23 protein-coding genes, 1 tRNA gene and 1 other RNA gene are annotated in these 20,182 nt (G+C 28.4%); 14 read left to right on the forward strand and 11 right to left on the reverse strand.

Going from position 1 to position 20,182, the window contains the following annotated elements; translation table 4 throughout:
• Positions 1–7 precede the first annotated feature (7 nt).
• From MHJ_RS00620 to MHJ_RS00640, 5 genes are all read left to right on the forward strand, one after another.
• Positions 8–1,225, forward strand: a complete 1,218-nt coding sequence (locus MHJ_RS00620; protein WP_237697228.1) for a hypothetical protein — start codon at positions 8–10, stop codon at positions 1,223–1,225.
• 84 nt (positions 1,226–1,309) lie between these two features.
• The gene (locus MHJ_RS00625; protein ID WP_052259108.1) at positions 1,310–2,899 is read left to right on the forward strand and encodes an amino acid permease; all 1,590 of its coding nucleotides are present in this window, start codon (positions 1,310–1,312) and stop codon (positions 2,897–2,899) included.
• A gap of 12 nt (positions 2,900–2,911) precedes the next feature.
• Entirely contained in the window at positions 2,912–3,427 is a 516-nt protein-coding gene (locus tag MHJ_RS00630; RefSeq protein WP_011206103.1) for an adenine phosphoribosyltransferase, read from the forward strand.
• Positions 3,428–3,616: 189 nt separating this feature from the next.
• Entirely contained in the window at positions 3,617–4,741 is a 1,125-nt protein-coding gene (gene pdhA / locus MHJ_RS00635; RefSeq protein ID WP_011206102.1) for a pyruvate dehydrogenase (acetyl-transferring) E1 component subunit alpha, read from the forward strand.
• Complete coding sequence (locus MHJ_RS00640) at positions 4,741–5,745, forward strand: alpha-ketoacid dehydrogenase subunit beta (protein ID WP_011206101.1); 1,005 nt, start codon at positions 4,741–4,743, stop codon at positions 5,743–5,745. Before pdhA ends, MHJ_RS00640 begins: the two co-directional genes overlap by 1 nt.
• Positions 5,746–5,865: 120 nt before the next feature.
• Here the strand turns inward: MHJ_RS00640 and MHJ_RS00645 are convergent.
• Positions 5,866–5,941 (reverse strand) — tRNA-His (locus MHJ_RS00645).
• A gap of 637 nt (positions 5,942–6,578) precedes the next feature.
• Here MHJ_RS00645 and MHJ_RS00650 point away from each other — a divergent pair.
• Positions 6,579–7,406 carry a hypothetical protein gene (locus MHJ_RS00650; RefSeq protein WP_011206100.1) on the forward strand — a complete coding sequence of 276 codons (828 nt, stop codon included), beginning with the start codon at positions 6,579–6,581 and terminating at the stop codon, positions 7,404–7,406.
• Between the two features lie 8 nt (positions 7,407–7,414).
• Complete coding sequence (locus tag MHJ_RS00655) at positions 7,415–8,164, forward strand: hypothetical protein (protein ID WP_011206099.1); 750 nt, start codon at positions 7,415–7,417, stop codon at positions 8,162–8,164.
• A gap of 89 nt (positions 8,165–8,253) precedes the next feature.
• Here the strand turns inward: MHJ_RS00655 and MHJ_RS03970 are convergent, their stop codons facing one another.
• Positions 8,254–8,379 (reverse strand): hypothetical protein, encoded by a 126-nt coding sequence (locus tag MHJ_RS03970; RefSeq protein ID WP_258556638.1) that lies wholly within the window; start codon positions 8,377–8,379, stop codon positions 8,254–8,256.
• A 568-nt stretch (positions 8,380–8,947) separates the two neighbouring features.
• Between MHJ_RS03970 and MHJ_RS00660 the strand changes: the two genes are divergently transcribed.
• Together MHJ_RS00660 and MHJ_RS00665 are read left to right on the forward strand one after the other, a co-directional pair.
• Complete coding sequence (locus MHJ_RS00660; protein WP_011283921.1) at positions 8,948–9,820, forward strand: hypothetical protein; 873 nt, start codon at positions 8,948–8,950, stop codon at positions 9,818–9,820.
• Positions 9,789–10,490: a hypothetical protein gene (locus MHJ_RS00665; protein WP_011206097.1), complete on the forward strand. Its 702-nt coding sequence runs from the start codon at positions 9,789–9,791 to the stop codon at positions 10,488–10,490. Before MHJ_RS00660 ends, MHJ_RS00665 begins: the two co-directional genes overlap by 32 nt.
• 164 nt (positions 10,491–10,654) lie before the next feature.
• Here MHJ_RS00665 and rpmB read toward each other — a convergent pair whose 3' ends face one another.
• From rpmB to MHJ_RS00695, 6 genes are all read right to left on the reverse strand, one after another.
• Complete coding sequence (gene rpmB / locus MHJ_RS00670) at positions 10,655–10,849, reverse strand: 50S ribosomal protein L28 (RefSeq protein WP_011283923.1); 195 nt, start codon at positions 10,847–10,849, stop codon at positions 10,655–10,657.
• A 55-nt stretch (positions 10,850–10,904) separates the two neighbouring features.
• Entirely contained in the window at positions 10,905–11,258 is a 354-nt protein-coding gene (gene rplT, locus MHJ_RS00675; RefSeq protein WP_011283924.1) for a 50S ribosomal protein L20, read from the reverse strand.
• 44 nt (positions 11,259–11,302) lie between these two features.
• Entirely contained in the window at positions 11,303–11,497 is a 195-nt protein-coding gene (gene rpmI, locus MHJ_RS00680; protein ID WP_011206094.1) for a 50S ribosomal protein L35, read from the reverse strand.
• The gene (gene infC, locus MHJ_RS00685) at positions 11,490–12,146 is read right to left on the reverse strand and encodes a translation initiation factor IF-3 (protein ID WP_011283925.1); all 657 of its coding nucleotides are present in this window, start codon (positions 12,144–12,146) and stop codon (positions 11,490–11,492) included. Before infC ends, rpmI begins: the two co-directional genes overlap by 8 nt.
• Positions 12,147–12,372: 226 nt before the next feature.
• On the reverse strand, positions 12,373–13,809 hold the full coding sequence (pyk, locus tag MHJ_RS00690) for a pyruvate kinase (protein ID WP_020835572.1): 1,437 nt from the start codon (positions 13,807–13,809) through the stop codon (positions 12,373–12,375).
• 95 nt (positions 13,810–13,904) lie between these two features.
• Positions 13,905–14,696 (reverse strand): leucine-rich repeat domain-containing protein, encoded by a 792-nt coding sequence (locus MHJ_RS00695; protein ID WP_014579648.1) that lies wholly within the window; start codon positions 14,694–14,696, stop codon positions 13,905–13,907.
• A 74-nt stretch (positions 14,697–14,770) separates the two neighbouring features.
• Here MHJ_RS00695 and MHJ_RS00700 point away from each other — a divergent pair, with 74 nt between their 5' ends.
• Entirely contained in the window at positions 14,771–15,046 is a 276-nt protein-coding gene (locus MHJ_RS00700) for a hypothetical protein (RefSeq protein ID WP_041361572.1), read from the forward strand.
• A 28-nt stretch (positions 15,047–15,074) separates the two neighbouring features.
• Here the strand turns inward: MHJ_RS00700 and MHJ_RS00705 are convergent, their stop codons facing one another.
• A complete protein-coding gene (locus MHJ_RS00705; RefSeq protein WP_011206089.1) occupies positions 15,075–16,145 on the reverse strand; it encodes a M42 family metallopeptidase in 1,071 nt (356 codons plus the stop codon).
• Positions 16,146–16,196: 51 nt separating this feature from the next.
• The gene (locus MHJ_RS00710) at positions 16,197–16,868 is read right to left on the reverse strand and encodes a uracil-DNA glycosylase (RefSeq protein WP_318023745.1); all 672 of its coding nucleotides are present in this window, start codon (positions 16,866–16,868) and stop codon (positions 16,197–16,199) included.
• Between the two features lie 137 nt (positions 16,869–17,005).
• Between MHJ_RS00710 and rplU the strand changes: the two genes are divergently transcribed.
• Both rplU and rpmA read left to right on the forward strand, forming a co-directional pair.
• A complete protein-coding gene (gene rplU, locus MHJ_RS00715; RefSeq protein WP_011283930.1) occupies positions 17,006–17,305 on the forward strand; it encodes a 50S ribosomal protein L21 in 300 nt (99 codons plus the stop codon).
• Between the two features lie 8 nt (positions 17,306–17,313).
• Entirely contained in the window at positions 17,314–17,568 is a 255-nt protein-coding gene (gene rpmA / locus MHJ_RS00720) for a 50S ribosomal protein L27 (RefSeq protein WP_011206086.1), read from the forward strand.
• 256 nt (positions 17,569–17,824) lie between these two features.
• On the opposite strand, the gene MHJ_RS00725 is transcribed toward rpmA, so the two are convergent.
• Positions 17,825–18,649: an alpha/beta fold hydrolase gene (locus MHJ_RS00725; protein WP_011206085.1), complete on the reverse strand. Its 825-nt coding sequence runs from the start codon at positions 18,647–18,649 to the stop codon at positions 17,825–17,827.
• A gap of 127 nt (positions 18,650–18,776) precedes the next feature.
• On the opposite strand from MHJ_RS00725, the gene ffs reads away from it, so the two are divergent.
• Positions 18,777–18,873, forward strand: an RNA gene (gene ffs / locus MHJ_RS03615) — signal recognition particle sRNA small type.
• A gap of 27 nt (positions 18,874–18,900) precedes the next feature.
• On the forward strand, positions 18,901–20,004 hold the full coding sequence (locus MHJ_RS00730; RefSeq protein ID WP_044284590.1) for a YitT family protein: 1,104 nt from the start codon (positions 18,901–18,903) through the stop codon (positions 20,002–20,004).
• The last annotated feature ends 178 nt before the right edge of the window (positions 20,005–20,182 follow it).

Genomic DNA, 20,182 nt, shown 5'->3' on the forward strand with positions numbered 1-20,182 from the left:
AATGAAAATGAAAATTTGAATTTTTTTAAAGTTATTTTTTTTCCTACCTGCTTTTTTTCTAAGTAGTTGCTTTAAAATTGACTTTAATCTTTTAAATTCTGGTTATAAAAAAAAATTAAATTCCACTTCAAAATTAGGAGAAACCTTTATTTTTGATTCTGTTATGAAAGGTCTTTCAAAAAATTTTAAAAAACCGCAGACAAAATACAACGGATTTTTAACAAAAGAAGTTATTCAAAATTTAAAAATTGGACAAATAAAAGGTGAAACTAATGAAAAACCAGATGAATATTTTGGTCTTGAGGAGGTCATAGTAAAATTTTTTAATACACTTGAAAATAAGGATAATTTTGAGAAAAAAGAACAACTTTTTTTATTATTAAAACAAAAAATTGAGACTACAGATTTCAAACTTAATTTAGAAATCAAAGATGATAAGGAATATGTTAGCCAAAAGGATGCCAAAATTAAAATAGAAGATCCAATTTTTAATGATCAATCCGATAGGGATTTTTATATTGAACAAAAAGAATTATTCGAATCTGATAAAGATTTGAATAAATTTCTTGAAAAAAAGAAAAAATACCTTTTTCTTGAGGAAAAATTCATAAATGAAGAAAAACAGTGGAATCCTGTAATTAAATTAATTTTTCAGTTAAATATGGCGCGTTTTCACCTAGATTTTATTCAGGCAACCCAAAATATGTCTAAAAACATTATAGTTTCAATAATTGATTATATTATAAATTTTGAAAAAACTAAAAAGCAAGAAGAAGAAAAACAAGCCGAAATTAATATACTTTTAAGAGAAAAAGAGCGAATAGAACTTAAAATTAAAGAAAAAACCTCAGAAAAAAGTAATAAAAATGATGAAATAACTAGAAAAATTGAAGAAATAAGTCAAAAAATCATTAATTTAAATGGCATACTTGAACAATTAAAGCAAAAAAACTTACAAATTTTAAAGAATAATGTCAGAAAAATTTGTGATTTTTTGACAAATTTTTTTGACCCGATTTATCACTATTCAATGAAAAGTGACTATGTTTTCCAGAATGAATCTGATCTAAGAGTTAATAATCAACTTGCTTTTAGCAAATTTTTTAGTTTTTTTACAAAAAATTTAAAAGAAAAACTAACCAAATACGGTATCGAATCTCCCTTTGCAATTTTAGAAGAAGAAAAAACAAAACTAATCGAAAAATATTTTCTACCCTTGATTTAAATTTAAAAAAATTACATTAATTTAAAGTGTTTTTTTAAAATATGGTATAATTAATCTTCCAATTTGCTCAAAGGGGGAGATAAGATGGAACCAGCATTAGCAAAAAAAAACAAGTCACAGAAAATCACCTTTTTTGGCGCTCTTTTAATCGTGCTTGGCGCAAGTATTGGTGCTGGAATTTTCTTTAAATCAAAGTCTGTTTTGGAAAATTCAGGTTATAATTTGGCTCTTGCAATCGGAAACTGAATTATTGCTTGTTTTTCAATTGTTGCAATGGCCATTGCTCTTGTTGAAATTTCATCAGCAACAAAAAAATCTAATTTATCTATTATTATTTGAAATAAAGTCTTTAATTCTCAAGCTTTTTTTCAAATTTCAAAAAATTTCATTATTTATCTTTATCTACCATTTACTTATTTTGTCCTCCCTGTTTATTTTATGCAAATTTTCCAGGACGCAATTGCGGCTTTTCGCCTTGATTCAAGCGGGCAATGAAATATGAATTCAGACTGAATTATTGTCCTTGCTGTTTCAATTTTGATAACAATTTATTTTTTTATCATTGGATTAAATACAAAAATTGCAGAATTTCACAATAAATTATTTCTTTTTGCGAAATTTTTACCAATTTTGGTAACAATAATTGTTGGTTTTGTATTTTTTTTTCAAGGGGGATCAAGTAGATTATCCAATAATTTTGATTTTTTACCGATAGAAAAAATAAAAACAGAAGGAGCATCAATTGCCTCTAGTTTGCCAGGAGTTGGTGTTTTAATTTCGATGTCAGGAATTTTCTTTTCATATGAAGGATTTTTTACTGCTGCTGGTTTACAATCAGAAATGAAGGAACCAAAAAAAACACCAATTGCTATTTTATTAGGTATTGCAATTGCAACGATAATTTACCTTTTTATTGCAGTTGCAACTTCAATTGTTGGGGATGGATCAATTTCATCTTTTATTCAAATTGCAAAAAACGAACTAAATTGGTCAGGTTTAACTATTAAATTAATTTTAGGAACAACTTTTTTGCTAATTGGAGTCAGTTTACTCGGAATTATTAATGTTTTTACTTTATGAGGTCCACGTGCCCTTGAAGAATTAATTATGAGAGATGAATTTTCCTTACTAAAAAAATGGAAAAACCGTATAAATTTAAATAAACCTAAGGTTTCTACAGTTTTTTTATGTATTTTTTCTGTTATTTGCTTAATTATTTTTACATTGATTGGTGTTTTTGCTTTTGATGATCAAAGTTATGGTAATTATGGTGAAAAATTAAATAATTTATATTCATTTGCAGATATTACTGGAAATTGGGCGGCTTTAATTAGTTTTCTATTAATCGCCGCGGCAATTTATGGTTGCATTCGAAACCGAAAAACGCAAAAAATAGCCGTTCAGAAGCAGCGTTATTTTCTCTTTTTTGGCTATATTTCAGTAATTTTTATTACTATAGTATTAATTTTTGCAATTTTTGCCCCAATTATAGATTTGATTTTAATTTTTAGCTATAAACCTCCAATTCCCGAATTTAGTCAAATTCTAAAAACGCGAATAACTATCGTTATCGTGCTTTTTTTGTTTATATTTGTCCCGGTTTTGCCGGTTATTTGAAATTGATGGCAAAAAAAATTAAAAATTTTCAACAAAAGACAAAAAAATAGTTTATAATATAAGAAAGTTATGCAAATTAACTTAGAAAAATATATTCGAACCGTCGAAGATTTCCCTAAAAAAGGAATTAGTTTTAAGGACATTTCACCATTACTTGCGGATGGAAAAGCACTCAATTATACAATTGTCGAGATGGCCTCACTTGCTAAAGATGTTGATATAATTGTTGGGCCTGATGCAAGAGGTTTTTTATTTGGCACACCAACAGCCGCTTTTCTTTCAAAACCATTTATAATGATACGAAAAGCTGGTAAATTACCAGGCGAAGTTGAAGAATTTGCCTATGAATTAGAATATGGTTCAGCAATTCTTGAAGTTCAAGTTGATATGATTAAACCCGGACAAAAAGTAGCGATTATTGATGATGTGCTAGCAACTGGAGGAACTGTAAAAGCAATCACCAAAATGATCGAAAGAGCTGGAGCAATTGTTGATAAAATCATTTTTTTAATTGAACTTGAACAATTGCAAGGTCGTAAAAAGCTCGAAAATTACGATGTTATTTCCCTAATAAAAATAAGTTAAAAAATTTTAATTAAGTTTAAATTTTTAAAGTTTTGACTTTGTTTATAAGTCAAAACTTTTTTTATATAAATAATAAAAACTTTAAGGTATAATTTAAATGTAAGTTTATTTTTGAACTCGAGTGAAATTTTTTCTTATATTTTCTCGAGTTTTATAAAAACTACGAACAAAATATAAAAAAGGAGATATATGGACAAATTTCGCTATGTAAAGCCTGGTCAAATTATGGCAAAAGATGAAGAAATGATTCGCTTTCTTGATATTGATGGTAATCTTTTATCTTCAACTGTTTTTGGACCAATCGACGAAACAAATGATATTCGCTTATCAAAACAGGAAATCAAAAAAGCTTATGAATTTATGGTTTTATCTCGCCAACAAGATACGTATATGACACAACTACAGCGACAAGGTAGAATGTTGACTTTTGCCCCTAACTTTGGTGAAGAAGCTCTTCAAGTAGCCTCAGGGATGGCGCTAACAAAAGATGACTGATTTGTCCCAGCTTTTCGTTCAAATGCAACAATGTTATATCTTGGCGTGCCAATGATCTTGCAAATGCAATATTGAAACGGTAGCGAAAAAGGTAATGTAATTCCCGAAAATGTTAATGTTTTACCTATTAACATTCCGATCGGAACGCAGTTTTCCCATGCTGCCGGAATTGCTTATGCAGCAAAACTAACAGGTAAAAAAATAGTTTCAATGAGTTTTATTGGAAACGGGGGGACTGCCGAAGGCGAGTTTTACGAGGCGCTAAATATTGCAAGTATTTGAAAATGACCAGTTGTTTTTTGCGTAAATAACAATCAATGAGCAATTTCAACCCCAAATAAATATGAAAACGGTGCCTCAACAATTGCTGCAAAAGCAATGGCAGCCGGAATTCCTGGAATTCGTGTAGACGGAAATGACCTTTTAGCTTCTTATGAAGTAATCAAGGAAGCTGTTGATTATGCTCGTTCTGGAAACGGTCCTGTTCTTGTTGAGTTTGTAACTTGACGTCAAGGTGTTCATACCTCTTCTGATAATCCACGAATTTATCGTACTGTTGAAGAGGAAAAAGAACACGAAAAATGAGAACCAATGCACCGGATTGAAAAATATATGTTTGACCGCGGAATTCTTGATTCTGCCGAAAAACAAAAAATTTGAGATGAAGCGCTTGCGATTGTCAAAGAAACTTATGAAAAATCTCTTGTTGGGCTTGAGTCAACAATTGATGAAATTTTCGATCATACCTACAAGGTTTTACCACCAGAACTTGAAGAACAAAAACAAGAAGCGCTTGAATTTTTTAAAGGAGTAAAATAATGGCAAATTCAGATAAAATCGCTCTTAATAACATCGGTGCAGTTACAAATGCTCTTGATTTAATGATGGAAAAGGATTCTCGCGTTGTTCTTTGGGGCGAAGATGCCGGATTTGAAGGTGGGGTTTTTCGAGCAACTGAAGGTCTTCAAAAGAAATACGGGATTGAACGCGTCTGAGATTCGCCAATTGCTGAGGCTTCAATTTGTGGAGTTGGAGTCGGAGCAGCAATTGCTGGACTTCGTCCAGTCGTTGAAATGCAGTTTCAAGGATTTTCCTATCCTGCATTTCAACAACTTTTTGTTCATGCAGCTCGTTATCGAAACCGTTCTCGCAGTCGGTTTAGTGTTCCGATGGTAATGCGAATGCCGATGGCTGGTGGTGTTAGGGCTCTTGAACACCATTCCGAAGCAATTGAAGCACTTTTTGCACATATTCCTGGACTAAAAGTGGTGATGCCTTCAACCCCTTATGATACAAAGGGACTTTTAATTGCCGCAATTAATGACCCGGATCCAGTTGTATTTCTTGAACCAAAAAAAATCTATCGTGCTTTCAAACAAGAAGTTCCAGCCGGAATTTACGAGGTTCCAATCGGAAAAGCGAATGTTATAAAAGAAGGTTCAGATCTTACTCTGGTAACTTATGGGGCACAAGTTCATGAAGCAATTGCCGCAATTCAACAACTTCCAAATACAAAGGGACTTGAAGAAGTTGATGTTGAACTAATTGATCTAAGAACTATTAAACCATTGGATACTGAAACAATTATTGAATCTGTTAAAAAAACTGGAAGAATTTTAATTGTTCATGAAGCAGTTAAATCCTTTTCGGTTTCAGCTGAAATTATTTCCCGTGTAAATGAAAAAGCATTCGAGTATCTCGAATCTGCACCTGCTCGACTTACCGGTTATGATATTACTGTTCCACTTGCAAAAGGTGAGAATTTCCATTCAATAACAAAAGAAAAAATTATTGACAAAATTCGCAAAATTATGGAATCATAATTTAATTTCGTTTAAAAACTTAATAAAAACATTCAGAATTCAATTTTTTAATTCTGAATGTTTTTTTTTTTTTTTTTTTTTTTAAGATGAAGAATAAATAACGGACTCTAAAAAGAGAAATGGGGCGGATGACGGGGATCGAACCCGCGAGTGTCGGGACCACAACCCGATGCGTTAACCACTTCGCCACATCCACCAAATATGGAAACCTTATTTATTATACCATATTTTTTTTAATTTGATAATCAAATTGTAAAAAAAATTAAAAAACACTTTAATTTGAAGGGGTTTTTACTAATTAAATATGCAAAAAACGAATAATTCTTATTAAATATTAAGTTGAAATTTTTGATTTTCAATAAAAAAAAATTAAATTTTTATTATTTTTTGGTTCGTTGTTTAGTTAAGAACTTACTAAATCATTGAAATTTCTAAAAATTTCAATGATTTTTATGTTGTATTCACATTTTTGTACCTGAAAATTACCAGCTTAAATTTGTCTTTTTTTTTTTTTTTTTTTTTGATTTTTCTTACCTTGATATGTATGTTAACAAATAAAAAATACTTTAAATTAAAGTATTTTTTAAATTAAAGTTAATTAAGCCACAAAAATTTATAACAAAAAACTATTTTGGGTAATATTTACTAATATTTTGGATATATTTAGTATTCAACAAACAATTTTTCATTACTTTTGTTAAATATACCATAATCTTTAATCTAATTAATTTTTATAAATCTTTGACTTTTAAAAATAAAAAAAATAATAAACAATCTAAAAATATTATTGTATAATTATAATATTAAATTTATAAATAGAGGTTCCATAAAAAATGAAAAGTTTGGAATTAATAAATATTTTAAGCTTGGGAAATGTTGTTGTATCACAACCTTATGAAAATCAAAATTTAATGCTTAAAAATTATTTTCTCAAAGCTGAAGCTTATTTTTTAGATCAAATTCAAGATGAAGAAACAAGAAATTTATGAATAAAAGAGTTTGTTTATTCTATAGATTCTTTAGATAGTTTTAATTATAAAGAATTAAATTATATCTTTAAAAATAAAATTTTTAAAGATCAAGATCAAAAAAATGCTATTTTCCAAAAAATCAGAGAAAATAGTAAAATTTATAAAACATTTCAAGAACAAAAAAATAAAAAATCTCGTAGAGGAAAAAGAAGTTTATTCACCGAATATCAACGTTTAACTATTCAAGATTGGATTGATATAATCCAAACAGCTATCGATGATAAAAAGGGAGACGCAAGACAAGCTAGAAGTGATGGAACCTCTTATATAACCTCTGGAATTTCAACTATTACCTCAACTTTTGTTGGCGGATTATCCAGCCCATTTTTGTTTGCTGCATCCACAATGGGACTTTATGGAACTATAGTGGGTGGGGGACAACTAATAGCTGGAGGTGTTTTTGGTGGTTATTATTATAATAAAAATTGATATACCGCTGAAAAATTAAGTAAAAAGCTGACGGAATTAAAAAGAATTTTTAGAATCATTAAAACCTCAAATAATACAAATTTAGAAGAAAAATTAAGAAAAGATATAAAACAAATTATAGATAAAATTAATGAATTAACCGGAGATATGATAGATTTCGATGATTTTGACAACGAAAAAATCATCGAAAATGGATACTAAATTTGCAAATGAAATCTGTTAGTTTATTTTTTCGGGTAATATTTCTAAGTAGTACACCATTTAAAATCATTCTAATAGTGTTTCTTTCGGGATCAATAGGGTGTGTGTTTGGTATTTCATTTTTTGGTGGATCATTTGAAAAAGGCGAACTTTTAGAGCTTCGAATCCCAATATATGCAATAATTGTGTGCAGTTTAATTTATATTTTGATAAAAGCTTTTCTTTTTCTTAAAAGATACAAAAAAGAAGCTTTATTTTTAACAAATAAGGAATTTGAAGAAAAATATTATAATTTAACAATAAAACCAATAATTTGACCAGTTTGATTGCACCGTTATGATGTTCTTATTCGTGAAATTGAGCAAAATCCGGATAAAATTGAATTTAGTAAGGAAAAGAAAGAGTTTTTATTCAAAATTCACTATAGAATTTATATATATGAATTTATACTTATTTTTTTAGGTTTAATTCTTATTATTTTACTATCGATTATAGTTGAAATGATTCCGAATATAATCAAAAAAACGTTATTTCAATATTATGATAACCAAAAAAACCAGACTAATAATTCACTAAAAGGACTGCCACTTTTACTTATTTTTATAGGATATACTTTTTTTACATTCTTAAATTTTGTGCTTACAAGAAATTTTCTAACTCATATTTCTTGTAGTCTTATTAAAAGTCAAATTAAGCATGTTTATAACTCATACAAAAAAACACCCGCCATATTTTTTATGCCAAAACCCAAAATTTAAATTTTTTAATCACTAAATTTTTAACCTCAAAAATAAAAAAGTACTATAAATTTATAGTACTTTTTTAAATTCAGAGACTAAATTAGCTTCTATTCTTTACCATCATCAGGACTTAGATAATTAACTTTGATGTTTTCAACATCAAATGCAAATTGGAAAGAGTTACTATCGCCTGCACGAATTCGGTTAATAATTCAGTAAGTATCAACCTCCATAATTGGGATAATTGGGACAAATTCGCGGATAATTTTTTCAAAAATAACTATAAAATCAAAAACCTTATTTTGGGTCCAACCCTCTTTTTTCTCATGTTCACTAAAAAGACCATTAAAAAAAGCATCAATCCGAGCATTATATTGATCAAGACTTTCTTCATATTCAGGTATTAGAATTGGCTTTTGATTAATATCTAGTGCTTTGTCTTTTAAATTTTTATTTAGAAAAACCTCTTTAAAAATCGGATTTTTTTGATTATCTAGCCTAATTTTTCGTATAATTAACTCCTCAAATTTTGCAAGATAAATAGGAGAAATTTCATCTGATTAAAAATGTTTTTCAAATTAAAGTTAATTAGACCATAAAAATTTATAAAAACAAAAACTATTTTGAATATATTTAGTTTTGACAAACAATTTTTCATAACTTTTGTTAAATATACTATAATTTTTAATTTAATTAATTTTTATAAATCTTTGACTTTTAAAAATAAAAAAATGATAAACAATCTAAAAATATTATTGTATAATTATAATATTAAATCTATAAATAGAGATACGGTAAAAAATGAAAAATTTGGAACTAATAAATATTTTAAGTTTGGGGAGTGTTGTTGTTTCCCAAGCTTATGAAAATCAAGATTTAAGACTTAAAAATTCTTTTCTTAAAGCTGAAACCTATTTTTTAGACCAAATTCAAGATGAAGAAAAGAAAAATCTATGAATAAAAGAATTTGGGTATTCTATTGATTCTTTAGATAGTTTTAATTATAAAGAATTAAATTATATCTTTAAAAATAAAATTTTTAAAGATCAAGATCAAAAAAATGCTATTATCCAAAAAATCAGAGAAAATAGTAAAATTTATAAAACATTTCAAGAACAAAAAAATAAAGAATCTCGTAGAGGAAAAAGAAGTTTATTCACCGAATATCAACGTTTAACTATTCAAGATTGGATTGATAGGGTTCAAATGTTTATAAACAACACCAACAATAGATCAAATACATCTGAATCGATAGCTGGTGGTATGGGTGCTGCGGCTGGAAGTTCGCTGGTTACACTTATATCTACACTTAGTTCTCTCACTGGTCCTATAGGATGGGTTGCTGGTTTAATATCAGGCGCATTAATTATTGGATTTTCAGGTTTGAGTGGACATTATATTGGGCAATCACTTGGTGAAAGAGACAAAGCTAATGACGTCGCAATTTTACTTGACGAATTAAAAAAAATTTTAAGAATTGCATTAACATCGAATGATAAAAGAGAGGAGGGGAATTTAAGTCAACGACTTAAAAAAGTTATTGATGAAATTAATAAACGAGCTAATTATATAATTGATTTTAATGATTTTTACCCTCAATTTCGTAGCATTAATACTGTATTAATACAAGATATAGGAAAAAATGAAAGCAATAAGTCTCTTCTTTTATTCTAGCGTTATCCGATCAGGCGGGTTAAAGGTTTCAGCTTTTATTTTAATTATTGGAATGTTTTCTTTTAATTTATTTAATATTTTTGCTTCTTTTAGCCAAAATGATTTATTGTGAATTAGATGTATATTTTACTTTTTCTTAACCTCTCCAGTACTTTATATTGTTACTAAATATTTTCGATTTATCAAAAAATATAAAAGTGAAGCTTTAGTCTTATCCGATCAAGAATTTACTGAAAAATATTATAAACTTGTAACAAAACCTTTAAGATACACGCGTTTTAATGCGATAATTCGGGATTTAGAAGAATTTAATGAAACAATTGAGGATGAAACTCAAAAAAAACAAATCTTATTTAGAGCTCACTATCGAATTTTTATTTTAGAAGCTTTGGTAATTTTAATTGGTTTGGTTTTGTTTTTGCTTTGAATTAGTTTGACTGAAGCTAGTCTAATAAATTTAAGTGTTCTTCCAAAGGAATACGATAAAAATCATTCACTTCGAGGCGCTTTTTCATCTATTATTTTTTCTTTTTTATTATTATTTTTAATTATCATTAGCGTTTTTACAAGAAATTTTTTACATTATATTTCAAGTAATCTTCTTAGATATTCCATTAAAACTATTTTTGATTACTATAAAAAATCACCGTGACGTTTTTTTATGAAATAGTAATAATGAATAATCAAAAAACACTTTAATATAAAGGATAATTTGTAATTGCTTTTTTCTTCTCCTAAATAAAAATATTATAAAAAATAAAAACTCCAATAATTTTGGAGTTTTTTAAATTCAATCGCTTTTTTTTAAAATTTCTAATTTTATGAACTTAAATTTTAAACGTGACCTCATTTACGTAATGTTTTTTTAGTTTTTGCTGATACTTTAAGTCGAATTTTTTTTCCTGAGGCTGTTTTTAGTGTTATTTGTTGTAAATTAAGGTTAAATTTCCTTTTTGTTGCATTTAGAGCATGCGAGCGATTATTTCCACTTAATGGTCCGCGGTGAGAAATTTGGTCTTTTCTTGCCATTTTTACTCCTAAAAATTTAATTTTAAAATTTGCGCTGCCTAAATTAGAAGATTATTTAAGCAGATTTTGCAATTGCTAATTTAACGATATTTTCGAAATCACTTTGGTGATGAATTGCCATTTCGGCTAGCATTTTTCGGTTAATTTCGATATTTGATTGCTTAATTTTATGCATTAATTGCGAATAAGAAATCCCTTGGTTGCGCGCTGCTGCATTAATTCGACTAATCCATAATTTACGAAAATCTCGTTTTCGCTGTTTTCGATCACGAAAAGCATAAGTTCAGGATTTAACTACTGCCTGTTTTGCTGTTTTAAAACCAATCGATTTATGCCCTCAATAGCCTTTTGCTAATTTTAATCAACGGCGACGACGCTGACGTGTTATACTTCCGCCTTTAACTCTCATTTAAAATATCCTTTCTTTTTATGTATTTTTCTTAAAAGTGTTTTTTAAATTAATTTTTTTAGTCTTTTAAAATCAGAATTATTCATTAAAGTTGATTTTCTTGATTGACGTTTTTGTTTTGTTGTTTTACTTTGAGCGAGATGTGAACGATAAGCATGGCCATGTTTAACTTTTCCTGTTCCCGTTACTTTTATCCTTTTTTTTAATGCTGATTTTGTTTTAAATTTGATTTTAGACATTCTCTTCTTCCTCTTTTTTTTGTTTTTCGTATTCGAGTAATTCTTTTAGTTGTTTTGCTGAAATGAATTTTGGGAGTTTTTTGCGATCACGTTCAAGATGCATAACTAAAAAGTTTCCATTTTGTGAAATTTCTTTACTTTTTTTAGCAATATATTTTAACTGATCATAAAAGATATCAAGTGTTTTTCTGCCTTGATCAACCCTAGTAATTTCACGACCGCGGAAACGAAGGGCAATTTTAACACGATCACCATCAAGAATAAATTCACGAGCTTTTTTCGATTTAACTAATATATCCTGGAAATTTATATTAAAACTAACGCGAATTTCACGATTATTAGTAAAAGATTGCTTTTCTTTTTCTTCTTTTTTTTTCTTTTTTATATCATAACGAAATTTACCATAGTCAAGAATTTTTGCAATTGGAACTTTTTGAATTTGATTATCTTTAGTTTTAACTTCCTTAATCGAAATTAAAACTAAATCAAGACCTTTGGATTTAGCTAACTCAATTGCTTCTTTTGTTGCGATTTTCCCAATTTTTTCATTATCAGTTCCAACTAAAAAAATGTTGGGAAAAAGTATATTTTCGTTAATTTGGTGGTCTTGTAATGGTTTTTTCTGGAAAGGGGGTCTGTGATTCAAAATTTAAGTTTTACTCCATTTTAGATCGTTTAGTAAATTTTTTTTTAAAAAAATTTACTAAAAAACGAATTTAATTTTAATTTTGGACAAAAAAATAATAATTTTTGTTTGTCAGGTAAACCCAAGATCACTAACATCTTCAGGTGAGATATTATCTACTTTCTGCAAATAAAAATTTGCATATTATATTATACAGGAAAAACAAAAAAAATATTAAAAAAATAAAAAATTAATAAACAAATTGTACCATTTTTTCGTTTTCTACCACTAAAAATGTATCACCTTTTTCAACCCCAAAGGGTTCTAATACATTTCTTGCTAGACTAAAATCATTTTTAATTGCTGTAAATTCAGAAATTGAGTTAATTGAGACAAAAACGGAGGATGTAATTCCAAAACCATTAATTAATTTTTCATTATTAATCACGCCAATTACGGCTGTATTTGGTCTAAATTTTGCAATTTCCCTTAAAAGTTGGCCAGTTCGAGATAACACTACTGTGTATTTTATTTCTTTTTCATAGGCTAAATGCGCTAATTTATGGGCTATTTTTGCTCTTAGTCCCCTTGAATTTTCCGTAATTACTGCCAGTTGCTTTGCATAAAAAAGTTTGTTATAAAATTCTTTTTCTGCTCTTTTATTAATAACTGCCATTACCTGAACTGACTCGATTGGGAACTGACCCTGGGCAGATTCACCAGATAGCATTGTCGCATCCGCGCCTAATTCAGTTGCTCAATAGACATCAGTTACTTCTGCTCTTGTTGGTTGGGATGATTTCTCCATTGAATCAAGCATTTGCGTTGCAACTACAACAGTTTTACCGGCAAAACGACATTTGCGAATAATTCTTTTTTGTTGAAATGGAACTTCTTCATAAGGCACTTCAAGACCTAGATCGCCACGGGCAATCATAATTCCATCCGATAATTCAATAATTTCATCAATATTTTCAAGACCAAGTCTTGACTCAATTTTGGAGATAATCTGGATATGTCCGCCGCCGTTTTGATCTAAAAGTGTGCGTAATTCACGGACATTTTCACCTGAATTAACAAAGGATGCAGCTATATAATTAACATTTTCATTAATCCCGAAAAGAATATCATCAATATCTTTTTGGGATAAAAAGGGTAAGGAAAATGCTACACCGGGTAAATTTAGTCGCTTATTTGACTTTAAAATATGTGAATTTTTAGTTCTAACTACAACTTTTCCGGGCTCAATTTCGATTACAACTGATTGTAATTTTCCATCATCAAATAAAATTTTATCACCGATTTTTAGATCCTTATCAATTTGATGAGAAACAGTAATTATTTGGGCTGTTCCTTGAAAATTTTGATAAGAATCTGAATCTGTTAGGACAGTTAAACGTTGGTTTGCAAGGATTTTTTGGGAGCCTTCTAAAATTTTGCCAATGCGAATTTCGGGTCCTTTTGTATCTAACATAATTGAAATTGGAATCTTAAGTTCATTAGAAAGCTTCCGGGCGCTGTCAAATTTTTGTTTTTGCTCTTGATAATTTCCATGGGAAAAATTTGCCCGAATTACACTAACCCCAGATAGTACTAATTTTTTTAGGACCTCATAATCCTGCGTTGAAGGGCCAATTGTTGCGATTATTTTTGTTCTTTTTGAAATATAATTTTTCATATCGTTCATTTTTTTGATGGCAACTTTCTCGTATTTTGTATTTTGAAATGGTTTAAAAAGTGCAAATTAATTAATAATAATTATAACTAAAATTAAGAAATTTACTAATAAATTTCTACTATTTTTTTAAAAAAAACATTTCCTAGAGCATCAAATTGCATTCTCTGAGTCATTTTAGACTTATTTATGAAGATCTCATAGTGTTTTTTGCCTTGATTTTCGGGAATAATGAGGTTAATTGTTTCTAAATTTTCCCAATTAAATGATAACAAAATTTGCATAAGAGACAAATTTTTAATTTCAAGTTTAAAACTATTATCAAATTTATCAAAATTATTTAAAAAATCAAATTTAAATTTATAAAAATCAAAGATTTCTTCACCATTTTTAGCACTAAAACTAGCGAAAATATCGACCTGTTTTGGTGAGTTCCCGACAAAGGCATATGTATTAACACTAATATTTTCAAAATGAAATTCAAGTTTTTCAAGCAAATTATCTGCAAAACAATCAGAGGCAATTTCTGAAATTGTACTTGGAATTATAAGGTTTTTTATTTTATTATTAGCAAAAACAGAGCTATTTAACTTACGAATCCCCTTTGGAAATTCGATTTTTTTGACCATATTGGACTCAAAAGCTGAATCCAAAATTGTTTCTAGATTAGCGCCAAAAACAATTTTTTCAATTTTATTTAGCATAAAAGCTGACTCGCCAATTTTTAATAGCGAGTCAGGTAAAATCAATTTTTTTATTTCCAAATCCATTCCCGAAAAGGCAAAATCAGCAATTTCTTCAAAATTCAAAGAGGATAAATCAAGAATTTTTCCCGAAAAAAATTCTTGGTTTTTAATAATTTTAATTGCGATTTCACGGTTAAGTAGTAAAAACTGCACTTTTTTCCTAATTTTTTCCTTTTTTTAACTAATTTGGTTTTTTTACTTAATATTGACTGAAAGGAGGTTGAGAGATGAAAAACCAACCAAATCAAAATTTAGTTAAATTAAGCGAGAAAGACAAAACTGAGAATGGAGGAGCTGGAGTTCTTGCAGGAATTTCTGGTCTTGCAACAGCAATTTCAAAATTAACTCCTGCAATTCTCGGAATTGCTTCGATTTATCGAACTTTTACCACCGGTTCAGGTGAGATAAAAGCCGATGGAAATACTGTTAAATGAGATGATTCAAAAATGGCTAAAGCAGAAACTGAAAAAGTTGGAAAACAGCCAATTTACTTTATTTATTAGTTAAGAAAAATTACTATTTTTCAGGCTATTATTTATATATTAACTCTTGATGTTCTTTTTGGCCATATTCAAGAATGAAAGCTTCGATTAGATCAACTGCGGCTTTAATATCTGATAAACTAATTAGACCATAAGTTGAATGGAGGTAACGCTGGGGAACAGAAATACTTACTGTTGGGGTCCCATAACCTGAATATTGTAATTTTTCAGCATCAGTTCCCCCTCCTTGTGAAACATAACGATAAATCGGGATGTTTCTTTCCTTGGCAATCCTAAAAAGAATTTCAACTAACCGTGGGTCCATTAAAGCGCCTCCATCGGCAATATCAATTGCCACTCCTGCACCTAGTTTTTGAACACCAGGAATTGCGCCTTCAGTATCATGGGATGCTCCTGTATCGATTGCAAAAGCAACATCAGCATTAATCATTTTTGCAACCATTTTTGCCCCACGGGAACCAACTTCTTCTTGGACAGTTCCTACTAAAATCGGATTAGATTTTAATTCCTTATTATATAATCGATGTGCTAATTCATCAATGACAACCACGCCTGCGCGGTTGTCAATTGCTTTTGATGCAAAAAAATCTTGATTTTGCATCAAAAAACTAGGATTATTAAAATAAATTCGATTACCAATTTCAACACCTAAATCCTGAGCTTCTTTTTTAGATCTAAAACCAAAATCAAAAAAAAGATCCTTTACTAGTAAGGCTTTTTCAATTTTAGATCTCTCCATAATATGAATTGAAGTATGCCCAGCAACCCCAAAAAACTCCTGACCTGATGAACTAATTAACTTAAATCTTGCCCCTATTACCGCATTTCCTCAAATTCCGCCAATTGATTTAACCTTGATAAAACCTTTTTCAGTAATATCTAAAACGATAAAACCAACTTCATCCATATGCGCGGCAATGACTACTTTAGGTCCAGAATTTGGATTTTTTTTCTGCATAATTAAGGAACCAAAACCATCACGAGAATAGACAAGATCAAGTTTTTCTGTTGATCTTTTTAATTCAGCAACAACTTCATCCTCATAACGCGACATACCATCAATGTCGCAATATTTTTTCATTTTTTCTAATATTGACATTTAAAAAATCCTTTCTTTTATGATATAATTTAGAAAATTATACACTTTTTTTTATAAATTCCAATTAATTTCTAATCGTTTTTTTTCTTTTAAAAAATCGTTAATTTTGCGGAAAACCATAGAATTTTTAAGCGATTTGGCGAAACTAAAAGGCGAAGGATGTGAATAGGCAAAAACTTTTTGCTTTTCAAGGTTAATATTTTTAACTGCTAATTTTGCTTTTTTACCCAATAATAAAAAAACAATATCAACTTTATTTTTTACAATAAAGTTGATTAAGTTAGAACTAAAAACCTCCCATCCAATATTTTTATGTGAATTGGGACTGGATTTTCGCACGGTTAAAACGTGATTAAGTAATAAAACGCCTTGTTTTGCCCAGTTTTCAAGATTCCCGTTTTCTTTTGAAAAGTTTGGGTAGGCATTTTTTATCTCCAAAAATAAATTTCGAAGTGAAGGGGGCAAAATTTTTGTTCTTGTTGAAAAAGCAAGTCCATCGGCTTGACCTTTTTTATGATAAGGATCCTGGCCAATAATAACAATTTTTAGAGTTGCAAAATTTGTTAATTCAATTGCGCGAAATAAAGCTTTTTTATTTGGAAAAACTTGATATTTTTCATATTCTTCATCGAGTTTTTCCATTAATTTTTGAAAATATGCTTTTTTAGACTCATTATAAAAAAAGCTTTCAAACTTAGTTTTGATTCCATTTTCAAAAATTATAGCAAGAAAAAAATTTTTTTATTGCTTTTTTTAGAGAAAATGCTATAATTTTAGCGTTTATTCAAACCATCTCATACCAAAAAGGTTTAAATCTGAAAATTCAGTACCTTTAGGAAAAAAATCATAAGGAGAAGCTTATGTTTGCAATTATTAAAACCGGTGGTAGACAACTTAAAGTTGAAAAAGATCAAACAATTTTTGTCGAAAAAATCGACAAAAACGAGGGAGAAACTATAACTTTTACTGATATTTTATTTATTAATGGTAAAATTGGTACTCCTTATGTTGAAAATGCCAGTGTTACTGGTATTATTGAAAAACAAGGAAAAGCAAAAAAAATTGTTGTCTACCGCCATAATCCAAAATCTACCCATAAAAGAAAATTAGGGCACCGCCAACTATTTACAAAAGTAAAAATCACGGAATTGAAAGGATAATTTAAAAAATGGCAAAGACCAAAGCAGGTGGTTCGACCAAAAATGGCCGTGATTCGGCTGGGCGAAGATTGGGACAAAAAATTGGTGATGGCCAATTTGCTCTTACAGGTTCAATCATTTATCGCCAAAGAGGAACGAGAATTTATCCAGGTAAAAATGTTGGAATTGGCAATGATGATAGTTTATTTGCCCTTGTTGATGGAATTGTTAAATTCCAAAAAATAAGAAAACGCAAATACGCAACAGTAGTAATGGCTAAATAATTATTGTCTAAAAAATTATTTTAAAAGAAGACACTTTTGTGTCTTTTTTTAATTGTTTAAAAATCAGAAAAATACTATAAATCAAGGAATAATTTAGTTAGGTAGTTTAATTTTTAAGTCTAAAAGCAAATAAATAATTATAATTAATAAAAATTTTAAATTATTTTAAAATAAGAAAATTTGGTTTTTAAAACCAAGTTTTTAATTTTCAAAAATTTAAAAACTTAGAAGTTGCTTTATAAAAAAACACTTGTTTTTATAGTGTTTTTTTTATAAAGTCACTAAAAATTTGATTAAAATATTCAGGATTTTCGCTATAAATTAAATGCCCTGTTTTAGGAATTATCTCTGTTTGAACCTTTGGAATTAGTGACTCAAAATATGTTTTTGTCTCTTGCTGTAATACAATTCCATCTCTTTGACCTAAAACTAAAAGTGTTGGGATTTTTATTGATTTTAGGGCTTGCTCAATTTGGTCCATCATATTATTTTTTAGCAGATTTTGTGCTAATGAAACAATATTAAAATTATTAAAATACTCGTAATTATAGAGACTTTTTGCTCATTTTAAATATTTAGGATCTTTATATTTTTCTTTGTCATATTCATAAATTGGCATAAATTCAAGCATTTCTTCTGGTGTTTTTGGAAAAAATTTTTCATAAAAAAAATCTTTTAGGGGTAAGTTTGCCTTATTCATTGGTGCAATAAAAACAATTTTTACTATCATTTTAGGGATTCTTTTATAAATTAATGCTGCAATTGCTGCTCCCATCGAATGTCCGACTAAAATAACCTCCTTTAAATTTAATTTTTTAATAAAACTAACTGTTAAATCCGCATAATATTCTAAATAAAGTTGGTCTTCGCTAGCTGGTGTTAAATTATTTCCAGGGAGAGTAAAACTATAATAATTTAGTGGGATTTTTTTACTTATTGAGTCAATTGTGCTTGAAAATACGTTATGATTTGAATTAAAACCATGACAAAAAACAATATGAATTTTGCTAAAGGGATTCCTGTTAATTACAAAAGGGTAATTTCAATTATCTAAAATGTTATTACTTTGTGAATTTATCATTGTATTTCCTTGTTTTTTCTTAATTTTTTTTATTTTAATTATATAATATTATTCTAATTTTTTTAGCATTAAATTTTTCCAAAAAAAATTAGAAAAAACTTTGGAAAATTCAAAAAATATGGTATAATTAATATGCCACTAAAATAATAACCTTGTAACCTGGTCAGGATAGAAATATAGCAGCCATATCGAGAAGTGTTGTGTTTAGTGGTTTTTATATATATTTAATAAAAAAATAGGTAAAAATCACTATGGCTTCTCAAGAAAATAAGGCATTAAAAAAGGGCTCCTGTCATTGCCCTAGTCAAAAAAAACACAATTTTGCCAGATGCCTAAAAAAAAGGCTAATTACACGTGCAGAACGTGAAATTTTTCAATTTAATCAAGATAAAATTAACCTTAAAAACTTTTGAAAACGAAAAACCTTATCAATTACAATGATGGCTTTTTCATCAATTCTTTTTACTTTAGGTGTTGCTTTTTTTCTTGGATTTGCAAAAACGGTGCCAACTGGCTTATCGGCAATTCCCGCTTTAATTACAATAATTGTTAATTCACGTTACAATGTTGATGTTAGTTGATCTTTTGCGGTAATCTATTTCGCAATTAATCTTCCTTTATTAATTTTTACGCTAGTAAAAGTTTCAAATAAAAGCTTTTCATATCTTACTTTTTTTTGACTTTTTTTTCAGATTATCTGAAATCAAGTGTTTTCACTTGATAGTCCAATTCGGGATTTTTTTGTTAAAAATATTCTAATTAAGGAAATAAAAGATTCCTGAACTTTATTTTATTATACAATTATTGGAGGAATTTTATCAGGCTGGTCGATTGGAATTGCCTGAAAATTTGGCGGTTCAGGAGGCGGAACTGATTTTATAACTTATTTTATTGCTTTAAAATACCGCAAACCAATCGAAAAAATAATGTTTAGTATTTCGATATTTTTTGGACTTTTTTCACTTGTTTTACTATATTTTTTCCAACCTGCTCAAGTTAATGGCCAACTTTTTGGGCAAAAGTTTTTTGCTCTTTTTCTCTATCTAATCGTATCTTCTACGATTGTAGGCCGAATTTATCCAAAATATGGTAAATTACTTTTACAAATTTATACAAACGAACCCGAAAAAATTATTAAGCATTTTAAATCAATCAAATACTGACACTCCTATAATATTTGAGAAGGAATATCCGGCTATACAAGTCAGAAGCAGTGACGTGTAGAGACAATTATTTTTACAATTGAAAAAAAAGCAATCCTAGAAGAAGTTGCTAAATCAAAGGTGAATTTTTGATATTCAGCTACAAGAATTTTACAGACAACAGATCGTTTTGATACAACTAAAATAAATTAAATTAAATTAAAAATAATCAGTTAAAAAGCTAAATTTATCCTGAATTTAAATATAATTTTATTCATAAGCTATTAAATTTCTGAATAAAATTATATAAAAAATCATTTTTTGTTAATTTTGAATGATTTTTGCTATTTTTTAAGTTATAATTACAAAAGGGGGCGAGATTAACCCCCCT

This window comes from Mesomycoplasma hyopneumoniae J (assembly GCF_000008205.1).
In the GTDB taxonomy this organism is placed as follows: Bacteria; Bacillota_I; Bacilli_A; order Mycoplasmatales; family Metamycoplasmataceae; genus Mesomycoplasma; species Mesomycoplasma hyopneumoniae.